The 14,951-nt window shown below is 56.1% G+C and carries 12 protein-coding genes and 1 tRNA gene; 1 reads left to right on the top strand and 12 read right to left on the bottom strand.

The window, feature by feature from the left end; translation table 11 throughout:
- Positions 1–79: 79 nt before the first annotated feature.
- Complete coding sequence (locus K1718_RS13420) at positions 80–1,192, bottom strand: YHYH protein (protein WP_152501353.1); 1,113 nt, start codon at positions 1,190–1,192, stop codon at positions 80–82.
- A gap of 230 nt (positions 1,193–1,422) precedes the next feature.
- Here K1718_RS13420 and K1718_RS13415 point away from each other — a divergent pair.
- Positions 1,423–1,498: transfer RNA gene (locus tag K1718_RS13415), tRNA-Thr, on the top strand.
- A 145-nt stretch (positions 1,499–1,643) separates the two neighbouring features.
- Here K1718_RS13415 and K1718_RS13410 read toward each other — a convergent pair.
- The 11 genes from K1718_RS13410 to K1718_RS13360 form a co-directional block, all read right to left on the bottom strand.
- The gene (locus K1718_RS13410) at positions 1,644–2,423 is read right to left on the bottom strand and encodes a hypothetical protein (RefSeq protein ID WP_265682239.1); all 780 of its coding nucleotides are present in this window, start codon (positions 2,421–2,423) and stop codon (positions 1,644–1,646) included.
- A 271-nt stretch (positions 2,424–2,694) separates the two neighbouring features.
- A complete protein-coding gene (locus K1718_RS13405; RefSeq protein ID WP_265682240.1) occupies positions 2,695–3,366 on the bottom strand; it encodes a hypothetical protein in 672 nt (223 codons plus the stop codon).
- Positions 3,367–4,670: 1,304 nt separating this feature from the next.
- Positions 4,671–4,904, bottom strand: coding sequence for a hypothetical protein (locus K1718_RS13400; protein WP_265682241.1), 234 nt, complete (start codon positions 4,902–4,904; stop codon positions 4,671–4,673).
- Complete coding sequence (locus K1718_RS13395) at positions 4,885–5,232, bottom strand: hypothetical protein (RefSeq protein ID WP_265682251.1); 348 nt, start codon at positions 5,230–5,232, stop codon at positions 4,885–4,887. Before K1718_RS13395 ends, K1718_RS13400 begins: the two co-directional genes overlap by 20 nt.
- Positions 5,229–6,929, bottom strand: coding sequence for a hypothetical protein (locus tag K1718_RS13390; RefSeq protein WP_265682253.1), 1,701 nt, complete (start codon positions 6,927–6,929; stop codon positions 5,229–5,231). The genes K1718_RS13395 and K1718_RS13390 overlap by 4 nt, the downstream gene beginning before the upstream one ends.
- Positions 6,930–6,938: 9 nt before the next feature.
- Positions 6,939–10,274 (bottom strand): TipJ family phage tail tip protein, encoded by a 3,336-nt coding sequence (locus tag K1718_RS13385; protein ID WP_265682255.1) that lies wholly within the window; start codon positions 10,272–10,274, stop codon positions 6,939–6,941.
- The gene (locus K1718_RS13380; RefSeq protein WP_265682257.1) at positions 10,267–10,692 is read right to left on the bottom strand and encodes a C40 family peptidase; all 426 of its coding nucleotides are present in this window, start codon (positions 10,690–10,692) and stop codon (positions 10,267–10,269) included. Before K1718_RS13380 ends, K1718_RS13385 begins: the two co-directional genes overlap by 8 nt.
- Entirely contained in the window at positions 10,689–11,213 is a 525-nt protein-coding gene (locus K1718_RS13375) for a hypothetical protein (protein WP_265682258.1), read from the bottom strand. Before K1718_RS13375 ends, K1718_RS13380 begins: the two co-directional genes overlap by 4 nt.
- Positions 11,210–11,629 (bottom strand): hypothetical protein, encoded by a 420-nt coding sequence (locus tag K1718_RS13370; RefSeq protein WP_265682260.1) that lies wholly within the window; start codon positions 11,627–11,629, stop codon positions 11,210–11,212. The genes K1718_RS13375 and K1718_RS13370 overlap by 4 nt, the downstream gene beginning before the upstream one ends.
- On the bottom strand, positions 11,626–14,580 hold the full coding sequence (locus K1718_RS13365; protein ID WP_265682261.1) for a phage tail tip lysozyme: 2,955 nt from the start codon (positions 14,578–14,580) through the stop codon (positions 11,626–11,628). The genes K1718_RS13370 and K1718_RS13365 overlap by 4 nt, the downstream gene beginning before the upstream one ends.
- The gene (locus tag K1718_RS13360) at positions 14,577–14,876 is read right to left on the bottom strand and encodes a DUF1799 domain-containing protein (protein ID WP_265682262.1); all 300 of its coding nucleotides are present in this window, start codon (positions 14,874–14,876) and stop codon (positions 14,577–14,579) included. The genes K1718_RS13365 and K1718_RS13360 overlap by 4 nt, the downstream gene beginning before the upstream one ends.
- Positions 14,877–14,951: the final 75 nt, after the last annotated feature.

The following is a 14,951-nucleotide window of genomic DNA, read 5'->3' as shown; positions in this document are numbered from 1 at the left end:
ACCATTACCCGGCGCGACTCATTTTGGGTTGTCGATGAACAGCATTACACGAATTTCGCCGGGTTCGGCAGGTATCCGCTTATCGTCCTGTTCCGGGGGGGCCTTTTCGGGTCTGCGCCGGTCCTTCGTAAGGGGCAAATGTTTTGAGCTCGGATACATTGAATCCGCCAGGGCACCCGGATGCGATATAGTCGAAATAGATCGCCCGGCCCCGAATAGCCCTGCTTTTGTCTGCTTCGAAAAAGAGGCCGTAGCAGGCATTGTTACAATAAAAGAGGCTTCCCTCCTCGGCCCCGACCCGCCGCGCTGTACCGTTTGTCTGGAGCACCTGTTCGCCCTGGAGCATACCCGTCATGACGTGACAGACATCGCCGCCATATGAGTTCCGGCTGCTGTCCTTGATGGCAAATCGGATGGGAATGCCGGTGATTTCCTTGCCGGTACGATCCACGCGGTGAAGCCAACGGTCGCGCGCAAAATTCTGCGGGCGTCCGGAAAGACAATTGAGCACATCCCAATCGGAAGTGGTCTTTACGTTGTAAAAATAATCTCCGGTCTCGTCTTTCATGCCACGGCAGGTATCAAGAGCATTCTCAACCCCATTCGCTTTGTCGAACCATCCAAGCGCCAGGATCGGAAACCCGTCCATCGCATAGCCGATCGGTTTCTTGTCCACCTCGACCCATGTTTTGCCGAGGTCCTCAATCAGGCATTTGGGTGCAATGTGGTAATGATAGTCGTCTCCTCTTCCCGCGTGGCCGCCACAGACATCCAGTTCGCCAGCCTCAAAAGCGCTGGGGCGCTTGCCGGTCGACCGATTCACCGGCCCCTGCGTGCTCGGATCAAAGATCGGAACACCATTGACGGCAACACCCACCGGACCTGCCTCTGTTTTTGTCGGCCGGTTTGACAATTGCGGCGTCAAAAGGATTTCGAACTCATAATTGTGCTCGGACGGAAATTGCTGATTGGTGGCAATGATTCCCCTCATGATCGGATCGTTGACGTTTGGCAGCCCTTTGGATGAAAACCGCGCCTTGCCGCCTGAACAGGTCAGCGTCTCAACCTCCTTGGTGTAGCAGGCCTCGTCGCATTTGCAGGTCTTGATATCGTGAGCTTTTGATGTTGGCGAAAAGCCGAGTGACGCAAAGACGATTGCAGCGGTCAAACCCATTGGTTTTGCAAAATTCATTTGTGCATTCCCGATAAAGCCCACGACATTTGGCATAACACAGCACCCGGACAGACCGCAGAGTGAATTTGTAATTGACTGTAACCGGCCCTGAAACAGATTTATCCACAGTCTCGGAGCAAATATCTCTGCTTTTCTAGGGCGTTAGAAAGCTTTTTGAGGCCTTGAATTGAATTTTTGCCACAAGGGCATGGACAAGCGCCGCCAATCTGGTAGAAGCCATTCCCGGCGCCGGTATAGCTCAGTTGGTAGAGCACGTGATTTGTAATCTCGGGGTCGCGGGTTCGAATCCTGCTGCCGGCACCATTTTTCCCTTTGATGCAAATCTGTTTGATACGGTGCCAGCGCCCACGCACTCCATCGTGGTGTCCCGAAGCCGAGGTTGTCCTACTGTAGCGCGCAACTTCGTTTGGCATTTCGCGCAACTTCGTTTGGCACACAGATTTTGCGGTTAGTCGAAATATCTGATTTGCGAACGCAAGCCTGGAAGCGTGTTCTCATCAGGAAGTTCATCTAGCGCCTTCTTGGTAAGCTTAGGTCTGACAAAAGAGCCTCCCTCAACTCTGTTGTCCACATACTCATTGATCTGGTCCAGGGTAATCTTCCAGCAATGAAGGGCGTAATCCGTTAAATTGCACATAGCGATACCTTCATCTGAAAGCATGCTCGCAAAGTATATTGACCGTTGCGGCGTCATCGGCACATCGAGTGTTCCCTCTGACGCGTGTAGTGAAATTCTGTTGTTTCTCTCGGTTAAACAGTCATTGAGTTCTTCAGTAAAACACGCTGCACGATGCACAAACATCGACAGTGCAGGCATTTCTCGGCGCAGCGATGAATATTCTGTGTGATTCGGAACCGGCATATGCGAAGGCTTTGCAAATGCCCTGTAAAAATGAACCATACTCTTTGAGGCAAGCAATAACGATGAGACACTCTTGTCTCGGTTTTCATCTTTGGCTGAATAAACGGAATTCACATGTTGTTTCATCGTAGACACTTCAGGCCGAAGTTCGTTCAAAAACTGATTTTTGAATATGGCCAAAGACTCCAAATTGGCACCAGCCGCCATGGCCAATCGACTGAGTGCATCGAGTTCATCATTTCGCCTATCTGCAAGTTTTCGTTTTTGAAGCTGTTCCTGCTGATAATGGAACGCCCAAATTCCCATTAGAAAACCAAGTGCTGAGCCAATCGCTATTTGCAAGACTCTCAGAAAAAACTCGAACATCAGTGTTTCCTTGCCTGAAATTTTTGGTTTCTAGGTGGTGTAATCGACGGATATTTTCGGTGGCTTCATAACGATGAAATGACCGCACACCAGTCAATTGACTTTCCTGCTTTGGTAGCTGATTAAGCGGCATATTTTCGGCTTAGAGCGTGGTTCTGATTGTTCAATTCTAAGCCATCAATTGCGAGACTTCCCCAATATCCAAAGCATGTTACAACTCTGTTGAAAGAGGCGTTTAACATTGGATCTTCAACACGCAGCTCGCAAAGATCTATGAGCCTTTTTGTTCAGGCTTATCACGAAAAAACGCCGAAGTATGATATTCACCCAGTTGCAACCGGTTGCTTGCCGAGATCTTAGGCAAAAGTTCTTGAAGACGAAAGAAAAGCATAAAAAGCTGGTTATGTTCCAAAGCCAAGTCAGAATGCCAAAATGATACGTCTCTGTTGTTGAAGAATCGTAATACATCACACACACGATCTAGTTCGTGGCCCGCAGAAGATGTGCAATTTGGGTATAATTCATACGCAACATTAGCGATTTGCGTGCAAAGACTCGACAATTCTTGGTCTGCAACTTCTTTCTCCTCTCTTTCCTTTTGCTCCTTCATTAGTTCAGTTTGCAAGTTGAAGTAATTACCACTACGACGAGCCTCTTCAGCTTGCGCTTTAGTCGCCTCTTTGGCCTCTTCGGCCACGTCGCGTGTTAACCGGAGTTCTTTTCGTTGTTCGGCAAGTTCTTGCGACTGAATATACACCGCAGCTGCCAACCAGATAAAAGCCAGTGGAGCAAAGAATCCAGCGAGAAAATCACCTAGTTCATTTGCAGTAAGTCCCTGAAAAATCTTGATCGGTTGGCCGGAACCATCAAGCCCAGACCAGGAGAGCAGCAACGCGCCAATCAAAAGCCAAATGCCCGAAAAAATGACCAATCCTGCTTTCATCAATACCCCCGTGATTTACACAGGAGCATTGCAACCTTCGGGCGATCTAGCAAGTATCACGCATAAAAAGCACTCTTGAGAGTTCGCCACGCATAAGTTGCGACCAGCGGGACAACCCCAATACCGGCTGCGTGGAATCGCTCCGCCCGATTGACCATCCCATCATCCAATTCGAAAACTTCGCGTTGAAGGTCCAGCCGCCTGGACAAGTGCCGTCCCAGACTTCAAGGTCACATGGAGTTGGGGCAAAGATTGGCAATCTCTTCCATCAAATTTGTGAACTCAACACGCGAAATCTGGTTGAATTCTGCTCCATTAGCGTTTGCTAATTTAGTTTCGAAAATGCCGACCACAGCACTGAGTACTACCTCAATTTTGTTTGCAAACAGAGAGGGTCTTTCTCCCAGAGGTGATACCTCTTTAGATATTCAAATTCGTTTCTGATAGCCGCGTAAACACCAACCAGATCTCCTGCTGCCACGGGAGGTCTAAGTGTGTTGGTAACATCCAAAAGAGACCTCAGCATTCCTGGGCCTCCCATTGTTGAAAAGTAGACAGAGTAACCAGCGTCCACCCAGCCTCCTACAAATTCAGCTAGGTCTTCACGTTCCAGAGCTTGGGGCTCGCGCAAGGCTACAATGTACAGCGTAGGCGATGGGCGAGTTTCAATGTCAACGAGGAAGCCACATTGAAGTGGTTGCCAGGACATTGGGATGTTCTCTAGAACCCTCCAGCTGCATTGGTATCCGCGACAAATATCTGGTCTTGTTTCATAAACGGTGCAGCCGCTTGATCGGTCACAATGAGGACATAGCACCCCAGTGGGCTTAACCAACTGTTCTGTTTTTATGCGTGTCACCTCGCAGCAAACAGTGCATTCTCCGCATTCTCGGCCAGGAATCGTCGTCACCATCAAGATGGCTCCCTTTAAGCGATTCGATAGCCACCAATTGCAGTTCAACTATGTTTGGGTTGTCAACCTGCGACATGTATCCCCTGCAACTGGTTGAGCGCGTCTTCTTATTAAGAATTCGATTTTTCGAGCTGACTGTTGGCAAAGGACGAACCAGTTGTTTCGATTTTTTGCCTTTCATAGTTCTGCCATTCGTTCCTCGACATTCACTTTAGTTTCTTGCGTGTTTCACTTGCACTCTCTTACGACTTGATTGCGCGATACCTGAGTTGATGGCTTAGCCGTGCATGAACTCCACTCCGAATACTCAAAGGCCGGGCGGGCACATGGTTTGGCGATCAGGCCCGCCGTCCGGATCAATCCCTTTTGATCCGGACCGTCCGTCAGTTCATCAGTCCAGTTCCTCCACCTCATCCGGCTTCACCGGCGCGATCGCGTCCGGTTCCCCGACAGGATCGGAATACTTGACTGTGAGCCCGTGCCTGGGCGGTTTGCCCGGCCGGGACAGGATCTCGACCACCTCGACGGTCGAGCCGGCCGGGAACGTGCTGGAGACCAGATGCGACTTTTCCGTCAGCCGCAGTTTGGTCCCAGGCCCGATGTGATCAGGAACGGGACTTTGCATTCGTCTTGTCCTTGCCAACGGTCTGAAGAAGTGCGCGGGCCGCGCCGCCAACTTCAGTGCGCAGGGCACAGGCTTCCAGCAGTTCCTCGATTTCGGTGAGTTCCTTGGAGGTGATATCGGTCTCGCCGTTGTAGATCCGCTGGGACAGCATGAAACGGCGGTACTTACGGTCGCCGTCCTTGTTGCTGCCGGCATCGGCATCTGATGTCAGAGCAAAGAGCACCGCGTCCTTTAGCAGGAAGGATTGCGGCTTCTCTTCTGTTGCGTCGGGATGTGGAATGGCCTCGCCCCGGATGTCCTTCAATTCCTCTTCAAAGTCGATTTTCATTGCATGGTCCTTTCTTCAAGTTCTGTGACCCGGCCTTCGATCGCGTCGAGCCGGTCTTCAGCAATGGCAATGCGGGAATGATGGTCCTGGGCGAACATGATCAGCGGTGCGGTAAAGCGCTCGTACATCAGCCCGTCCGGCGTGCCGCCGATCGTGAAATGCACATATCGCGGATCGACTTCGGCCACCTCTTCGGCAACCAGCCCATAATAAGACCAATCCTGATTGTCATGAGCCCCCTTGGAGCGGTAGCGTCTGGCGGTCAGCTTCAGCAACAGATCCCGCTCTTCAACCGACATGTCGCGGACATCGAACTTGTAGAAAATCGAGGATGTTGACCGCTGCAAGAAACCGTTGGAGGCAACATAGACATTCCCGGCCGAGGCCGTTGTGTTGTCGTAAATGCCCTGGGCATAGATCAAGCCATCATCGCGCACCGCGAGCTTTTGAGCCCCAACCGAATTGTTCACCCGCAGGCCATAGCCGGTGCCGGTACCGGCACCAACGACTGTCAGCCGCGTTCCCGCGATCGGAACACCACCAAGGCCGGTTTCGCCGTTCGAGTTGATGTAAAGCCGCGCGGCCGCGTTCGTTCCGAAAAACAGCGTGTCCGACGAATGGTCATAGGATATCCGACCAACAGTTGCATTCTCAGGATCGCCAAAGAAGATGTTCGCCGTCAGCGTGCTTTGAACCGCAATGGACATTCCGGTGTCGGTGCTGGCATTGCTCTCAATCACCAGCAGATTGCCGGTCGAATGAGCCGTGAAGCCGGGCAACTCCGGAGAGATCGTGCCGAGCGTGCCGGAATTGGCGAAGATGTGCACAATGCCGTCCGGATCGGCCACGTCCAGATAATCATAGGCCCCGAGCGTCTGCGCCCACCGGCCATTAAAGACAGCCCCGCGGCGGAACTTGTGCCAGTTCTCCGAAAAGATCCGGCCGATATCGGATGTTGTCAGAGCCGAGAAGAACAAATGCCCCTGGTAGAACGGATGGTCGGCACCATACCCGACCACCACAGCGCCATCAGCCTGCGTTTCCGAACCGGTCGCCGACAGGATGAACACACCGTCATGAGTGACTTCGGTGGTTGTCTGCAAGATCAGGTTGGTCGCCATGGAAAGGCGGCCATTGCTGCTTTCCAGGACAATGCCGTTAACGGCGTTGGCCGCAGCTCTGGCATCTGAGAGGGTTGGATAATCGGCCTGATCTATAATGCGCGGATAGTCGCCATGTCCGGCGCTCCGGTGCCAGTTGTTGCCATCGCTGATCAAGGTGACGGATTGCCCGGAGCCGTAGAGCGTCATCGACGCCTTGCCGTCGATCGTCTCCGCGCCATTGGGAATGATCGTCACGGTGTTGTTGTCGATCGATGTGCGTTTTACGGTAAAGCGAAAGCTGGCTCCAAGTGCGGCCGCGCTTGCCGCATTCACAACGACATTGCCGCCGCTCGTATCAATCAGAAAGTCGCGGTTGTCGTCGGCCGCCGTCACGGCGATCGGCGTGTCGGCAAAGGCACCGGCAACCGGATCGACCCGGTCGACCTTCGGTCCCATCAAGGCTTCAACCTGTGCCGTCAGCGAACCGACCGGCACTCTGACGGTTGATTTCCCTGCCCCGCTGTCGTGGTTGCCGAAAAGTTCGGTAACCGTGGCTTCTTCCGGCAAGTTGTCAGTGGTCACACCGTTGGGCATCGGTTTCTCCTAGATGATTGTCGCGGTGAGCGGGCCGGTCACCGGTCCCGCCTGACCATCGGTGTTGATGGGTTCGATGTAGTAGTCGTAAGTGCCTTGCGGCGCGCAATCGTCGGTCTCTTCGAAAAGCACCACGGTATCGACCGTTCCGTTGAGAGCGCTGTTTGCGGAAAACGCCAATGTGTCGCTGCCGGCATCCGCTGTCAGCCGGTCGGAATAGCTGCCCGAAGCATCACGCGTGCCGCCGGAGACAGTCGTCCCGCCTTCCAGGCGCGGCGTGAGCGTGCCCCCGGTCACCGTTGCTTCAAAGCCGAGCCGATAGACCTTGCCACCGGTCAGCGCAATGGCCTGTGTCAGTGTTGCAGCACTTCCGGCCGCATGGGTTGCCACGCCCGCGCCAATCGACCAGCCGTCGCCAAGCGTCCAGTTGGCCGCACTGGCAAAGCTGCCATTTGCGACAATCGACGCGCGCGTGCTGTCGCCATCTGAGACCTGATATGCGGTGTCTTGCGCCACCGATATGGGTTGTCCGGTTTTGTGGATGGTGCGATCCAGCAGCTCCCCTTCCGGGACGCGGTAAATCTGGACCTGGTTGAGCGTTGCATCGCTGCCAGTGGAAAAATCGATATCGGCAACGCCAAGCCCGCCGCTGACCGTTGCCCCACCTGGAAGCGCGTCTGGCATCTCACCGTCATCGGCTCCAATCTGAACCGTAACCGTAGCCGTGGATGGTCCTGGAATGCCGTCAATCGCAATCGCACGGGCACTCAATTCCACGCTGTCGCCGCTGGAATATCCGGTAACAGCGGTTCCACCGCTGCCCGTTGGAACACTGAGCATGGTCCAGCTGCCAGCACCGGAAAGACGATGACTGATCTCATAGGACCCGATTTCTGCCGTGTTGGCGGACCCAGGGCTGAGAAGAACCGACAGCCCGTTCGGATCTCCAGTTCCCGTGACACCGGTCAGGATGCTGGTGAAGACAGGAATGGCGGGCACGATGCCGCCTGACCCGAGATCCTCGCCAATCCGGCCGGACCATTCCGGAATAGATTCCTGCTCAAGGAGATCGTCAATCTCGGGAGCCGCATCAATCAGGGTATAGTGTCCTGAGAAATCCTCGCCGCTTTCCACGCCCTTCACGATCAGCGGCAGGCTTTCCCGGTTGATCGGTCCGAAATGGACAAGGTCTCCGATTTCCGGGACTGTGTCCGCTTCTCTGAGGGTCAGCGTCCGCGATGCCCCCGGCTTGGTGAGCACGCCCAGGATCTCCGATCGGCCGATCGTGTCTTCTTCCGTCAATCCCGTCCGGAAGCGGATGCCATAACCCTCCCCGTCTTCCATGGTGACTTCTTCATCCAGCGTGAGGAGCCGTCCGGAAATGTTGGCAACGCGGCTTGCAACTTGCGTACGCTCCAGAACATCGAACGAGCCCATGACAAGATCACCGCGCGTTGCCGCTCTGGCTGCGCCGTCCTGCATGGCCTGATACCGGTCCGGGCGATACAGCAGCTCGTACATGCGCCGGCGTGCTTCGAGCCAGACTTCACGCGGACTGGTTTTGCCGGGAAGCTGGATTTCTTCCGTCAGCTTTATGTCACCGACATGGGTTGGCCACGGCACAATCCGCTCTGCCGGCTCATAGTCATTGGTCTCATCGAAAAACGGCACACGGAACGCATCGGGCGGATCGAAGTAAGTCCGCTCCCACCTGAAATTCCGGCTGTTGCGCGGGCTGATGTGGTCCACGACCAATTCTTGCGGCCGATCAATCACAACTCCCCATTTCAAACCATCATGGTGCGGGGTTGCACGCCCGGCCGCCGTCACCGCAAAGAGAACATCCTTCAGCGGCAGGTCTTCATCATGGACCCGATTGTATTCCAGGCCCTTTTCCTCACACCATTCGTGCCAGTCGGCCAATTGATCCAGATCGATCGCACTATCTGGCTCCGGATAGGCATTGGCTGGACCTTGCAGGAACCAGCGATAGATGCTCGCCGGGTTTCGGGTCTTGCCGAGTATCCAGGCTTGTGCGTCCTTGTCCCAATCCAGACAGACCAGCTCACATAGTGCATTGAAGTTCTCGAGCGAGCCACTCAGCTGGTAAGTCGCCTTGATGCGCATGGCGACCAAAGCCATCGGCTTGTCGAAGTTCAACGGATATTCCGGCCGGATCGATTGCAGCGCCAGCAGCGTGCACCGGTCTGTGGTGCTGGTTTCCAGACGCTCCACCGTCATGCGGGTGACCTCGATCTCCCAGCGGCCGCGATAAGGCAGTTTCCAGGTGTACTGACGGTAAAACGCTTCCCGTTTCGAAGCCTGGATGTTGAGCGTTGTAACGGTTTGATATGATCCACCGCTGAGCGGGCGCTGCCTGATCCTGATATTCAGGCCAAGAGAGACAGCACTGCCCTTTTGCGTATAGCCGATCAGACCGGATGGAAACGACAAGATGACCGAGGCGGTTTCCGTGTCGCGCGCCGTCACCCGCACAACCGGTGTTTCCGGCGGTGTGCCATTGATGACTTCACCAGCATCATTGCGCAGCCGTGGCCGGGTCAGCACAACGCCGGCAGCATCTTCAATCACCTGCTTGGAAAAGAGCGTCAACGGTTGATCGGTATCCTTGCCGGCGCGGATTTCCGTCTGCACCTCGTCATAGTCGTCCAGCGGCGTCTCACCCAACCGGAATTCGGTCAGTGTCTGTTGGCCATATCCAAAAATGAAGAGCGCGCGCACATACTGAACGTCGCCGACAATCTCGGTGTAGCTGACGGCTCCGAATGGCGGTGCATACCGGCGACGGCCTGCCATTGCCGGCACCGGTGCATCCGGCTCAAACCGGTTTTTCCAGCCCGTAATCGTATAGCTGTTGCGCGCTCTCTCATCACCTGTTTGCCCGACAGGTGCGGGCGGCGGTACCAGGGCATTGATCAGAAGATTGCCAAGCGCCGTGATACCCAAACTGATCAGGCCACCGGCAAGCTGTGTTGAAATGCCGAGCGCACCGGCAAGCGGCACGGCCCAGAGCTGACCAAGGGCAACGGCGGCGATTGTGACAACCACCTGCAAGATGCTGCGCAAGGAGTCTTCTCCCGGCAATATCCGGATCACAATCTGCGTGCCGGGCTTTGGCCGCACTTTGTCCCAAAGCTGCCGGTCGATCGGCCAAGCATCCTGCTCGGTGACAAGAACAAGCCGGATCGGAGCATCCTGAGGCAGACCCGGAAGGGACTGCGTCACGATTTCCGACAGGGTCAGACCTTCCGGCAATTGCAGATTAACCCGTTTGGCGCTCGGGTCGAGATGCGGCACGGCAAGGACATTCAATGCGTCAGGCATCGTTTCCCTCCCCGATCATTGCATGGCGGAAGGTGCCGACATGCCGGCTTTGCCAGCGCGGTGCCTTGTAGCTTTCGATCTTGGCGCAGTCCGACCCGTATTGATGCAGCATTCGGCCTGATGCACAGACGATGCCGACATGTGAGGTCAATCGGCCTTGACGGAACAAGACAATGTCGAATGGCTTCGGTTGGCTGACCTTGATCCAGTCGGGTGTACGTTGCCCGGCCTCGATCAAGGCTGAGATCTCCGCGCGCTCTGCAACACTGGCATAATCGCCGTCATAGCTGATCAACTGAATACCGAGTTCATCCCGATAGACCAGGACAGCCAGCCCCCAGCAGTCGCAGCCAGCGCGATCCCGCCCGAGTTCGCGATAAGGTGTGCCGACATAGCGTGTTGTCCAATGCGCGCTCATCGATGTAACCCCGGCGCGCGCTGCTTGGTCATACGGTCGGTCGGAAAGCTTTCCTCTTCGATCGGCAACCTGGACAGGTTGAGCGAGAACTCGTTTGCATCGCCATCCGCCTTGACCAGCTTGAGATTGCGGAACTCGGCCTCGACCACATTGGGAGACGAGGACAGCACCACGGCAATGGCAACGCTTGCAAAATTCGTGATGGCCCGAAGCTGCGCGGCAATGTCGTTGCTGACGTTTTCCAGAATGATGCGGGCTGTTGCCGGCGCATCCTCAAGATCGGACGGAAACTCCGCTTTGACCAGGGCAAACAGATAGGGATCTGTCTTGAGGTTGGCACCGAACCAGATGGACCGCGTTCCATAGATCAGAGGTTCGACCGAAAGCCGTTCCGTTGGATCGGTCGAAAGGCGCACGGGCTTGGACAAGCTCTCATGATCAATCCTGATCAGGAGGATCTCTGGATCGCCGGAGTTGGCGGTCTCCAGAGCCTGCCGAGCATTTAGGGAAAGCCGTCTCATGGCATCACCGCAATCTGGAAGGAGATCTGAAAGCGCACACCCCGGATGGCTTCGGACGGCAAACCATCGCCAAACAGGCAGAGCCATGTTGCGGCAAGCGCGATCGGTGTGCCGTCAACTGTCAGGAGCGGACTTTCGGCAGCTGTAAACAACTGCCAGCCGTGTGTGGTTGGATCGGGCATGGTGAAGGGCAATGATCCTTCGGCAAGCTCATGTTGAAAGAACCGATCGAAAACGGCCTTTTGGTTTCTGTCGATGTCGATCGACAGGGCAACCTGACGGGCGGCAGATGAAAACCGCCCGCGAGATCCGGGCGGTCCGCTGTCGGGCCGCCTCCTGATCCGGGCTTCGTCCGGTTGTTTGCCGTAAGTCTGACGGTCAGGAAGCGGCAGGGTTGAAGGCCAGCTTGCTATCACCGTTTCACCCTCCGCTTTTGCAATCCGAACTGCGATTTCATCATGCGTGAGGCAGCGCCGCCCGGCGTGTCGAGCGCATTGGCGAATTGCTCGGACAAGACAAAGCGCAGGCTTCGGCCACCGCCCGGGTCCTGTTCCTCCTGTGTTTCAATCTGCACACCGGCATTGTTCTGAATTGTGATGGAAACAGGAGCGGCAGCTTGATGATTGCTGTTTGCGGCACGGCCTGAAACGGAACCAGCCGTTGAGGACACGAAACCGCCGTACTGATAGCCTTTCAAAGATCCGCGATGGAGGGCGTCCAGGGTCGCGGTACCGATACGGCGAGTGGCCGGCGCGCTGAAGACATATTCATTCGCGTGCACCAGGCCCTTCACATCGCTGTCTGCGCCCGGACCGGTATCCCCGCCCCTTTGAAATCCGAACAAGCTGCCAATGCCGGAAAAGACGGACGACAACACACCGCCAAATCCACCACCTGCGCCGCCTTCACCAGACTGGTTAAAGACCGTTTGAAGGCCCTTTGAAAGACTGCCGGCAAGGTTCTCCGACTGGCCGGCAAAGGCCGTTGCCGTGTCCGCAAGGGAGCCAGACCCATTGGCCAATGCGGAGACTGCGGAACCAAGACCGCCATCCAGGCGCGACAGCCCGGATGTTGTGTTTGTCAGACCACCGCCAAATGTGGTCAGCGCTTCTTCAGCGGCTTGAAGTCGGCCGGTCCAGTTGTGCATGGCCTCCGGATTGCCCCAGGAGAACCCGGCCGGACGTTCAAAGCCTCCAAAGGCTGCCGTTGCCCCTTTGAGATCCGTGCTGCCAAGCAACGCTTTCATGACCCGGCTTTCCGTGGTCATCAGCTCTTGCCAGACAAAATCCAACTGCCCCTGGACGTTGCCAAGGTTCTTGCGGCCGCCGATCGCATCGAACAGATTGAAGCGCCGGTCATTGTGCTGGAAGAGACCGAAGGCGTTGCCGCCATCACCGACCGCAAGCGGATTGAAGGCGCTTTCAGCTTTGACGTGGCCCAGGATGGCTGCCACCTGATGATCCTTCAGGCCCTTGCCCTTGAAGAAACTCCAGATCTGGCTCGGCACGCCACCACGCTGGATGTTGCTGTTGCCGGCTGCCAGACTAAGGGCGGGATTGTCATTGGAAGGACTGTTGTTGAAAGCGGAGAAGGCAGAGAGCGGCTCGCCATTCACAAGCACGGTTGCCGCCTGGACCTGCATGGAACCGGTCGCAAGCGGACCGCCGCCAAAGAGACTTTTGAAGAAACCACCTATACCGCCGGCATCAGCGATTGTCGGCAAGCCAGAATTGAAGAGGGCGTTTTTGAGCGGATTGGCTGCCCCAAGGGTCAGCAGCTGCTTGCTCAAGTCTGCCGTTATGGCCTTGAGGGCGCCTTCTAAATCTCCCGATGACAGCTTGTCGACCAGTGTGTCGATCGACCGCTCGCCGGTTGATTTGACGCTTTCCCAGGCTGCCTGACTGCGGTCCAGCTCGCTGGTCATCTCTGCGATCGCGGCGGCATTCTCGCGGATGCGATCGGCTTCTCTTGAATGCGCATCAATGCCGGCGTTGCGGATTTCGATTTCCGCTTCCAGAGTTGCCAGCGCGCGCTGACGCACAAGATCCGATGCGCCGATCAGAGAGGCTTCAAGGCGCAACTTGGCAAGCTGCTCTTCTTGAGTTTTGAGGAGTTCGCGGGCTTCTGAACCAAGATCGATGCTGACCGGCTTTTTACCCGGTACCGGGATCAGCCGTGCGGCTTCCTGATCACCAATGCGCTGCAAACGGTCCCGGAGCGCGCGCTCTGCGAGGATCCGCTCACGTGTTCCCTGGGCGGCCTGGATTGCTTCCTCGTAGGTTTCGCGTGCAACATCACGGCGGCCCAGATTGCGATCACCGGCATTGAGCTGATCGAGGGCCTTGCGAAACTCTTTGGCCTTCTGGGTGAATTCCTCGAAATTCGAGCCGATGACTTCCAGCCCGGACGCGGTTTCCTGAAGTGCTTTTTCAGCGCTGACACCTGCCCTGGTCAATTCCGTGACAAAGGTGAGAGACTTCTGTTGCTGTTTGCTGAGTTTCGGAGTGAGTGCAATCTCAGCTAACCGTTCCTGCAAACGGGCAAAGGCTGGATCGCCATCCTTTGCAGAGGCAATCAAATCATCAATTGCCTCACGGGCTCTGCGGTAGGGATCGGTCGCGATGCCAAGGCCCTGCAATCTGACCTCATTCGGACCAAGAGCCTCCCGAAATGTTTCGAACTCACGCTTGAGAGCTTTACGCTCCGCACGTTCCTGGGTGACCCGGTCCAGCTCAAGCGCGCGGCTGCCGGCAGCCGCATAGGAAATCGCACCGTCTTCGGCTTCTTTGTAGGCGTCCTTGATCCGGCGCACCAGATCTGCGTGATCATCCAGGACCTTCTCAAGATCATGAACTTCACCGCGCATCGACTTGAAAGCGGCCTGTCCGGCAACCGCACCGGCAGCGAGCGCGGCAAACAGGATCGTCGTCGGGTTGATCATGGAAGCGATACCGCCAGCGATCGCTGGCAGGATTTGACCAAGACCACGTTTGCCCATGATCTGGGAAACCTGTGAGCCCTGTTGCGCCATCACGATGAATGGGGACTGTCCGGACGCCAGACTGACGGCAATATCGTTCATCTGATAGGAAAGGTTGGTCGCTTCATGCGCGGCAAGCCGGTTGGCATTTGCGGCCTGGAGACCTTGCTGCTTGATAAAGTGACCGGCTTGGTTCGCAGATCTCGCGGCGGCGGCCTGGGCACCTGCCGCCTTCCCGGCAGCGACCGACGCAGCCGAAAAGTCGCGGGCTGCTCCTCTTGCGCTGTCACCAAGCCGGCCAATTTCCTGCCGTGCATCCCGTGCACCCGATTTCACCTGGGAGGCATCGAGCGCCGCAACCATTTCCATTCTGAGCGGCGCGGTCATTCGGCTTGCTCCGCGTTCAGAACGTCAAGCGCGGCATGTTCCATGATCCGGAGTTCTGACAAGAGATGACGCCACAACCGATCGGAGCGGCCACGCAACGTAGCAGCTGCGGCGGTGTAATCGAGCCCGAGCCAGATCAAACCGGCAGGACTGGCCAAAACACGCCACTGCGTTTCCACTGTCAGAAAAGATGTGACTGCCTTCCAGTTCACCCGCCAAACCTCAAATACATCGACTGCCTGTGTCACCGCGTCCGGTGCAACCGACACCCCGAGCGCTGCAAAGTCGGCTGCCATCGCCTCATCAAGAGTGTTGGGCTCGGACGGATCGGAATGACCGCTGCGGGAAAAGGCCCAGGCCCGCGCGGCCTC

Source organism: Roseibium porphyridii, assembly GCF_026191725.2.
GTDB lineage: Bacteria > Pseudomonadota > Alphaproteobacteria > Rhizobiales > Stappiaceae > Roseibium > Roseibium porphyridii.
This window is presented reverse-complemented; position numbering and strand designations above follow the sequence as displayed.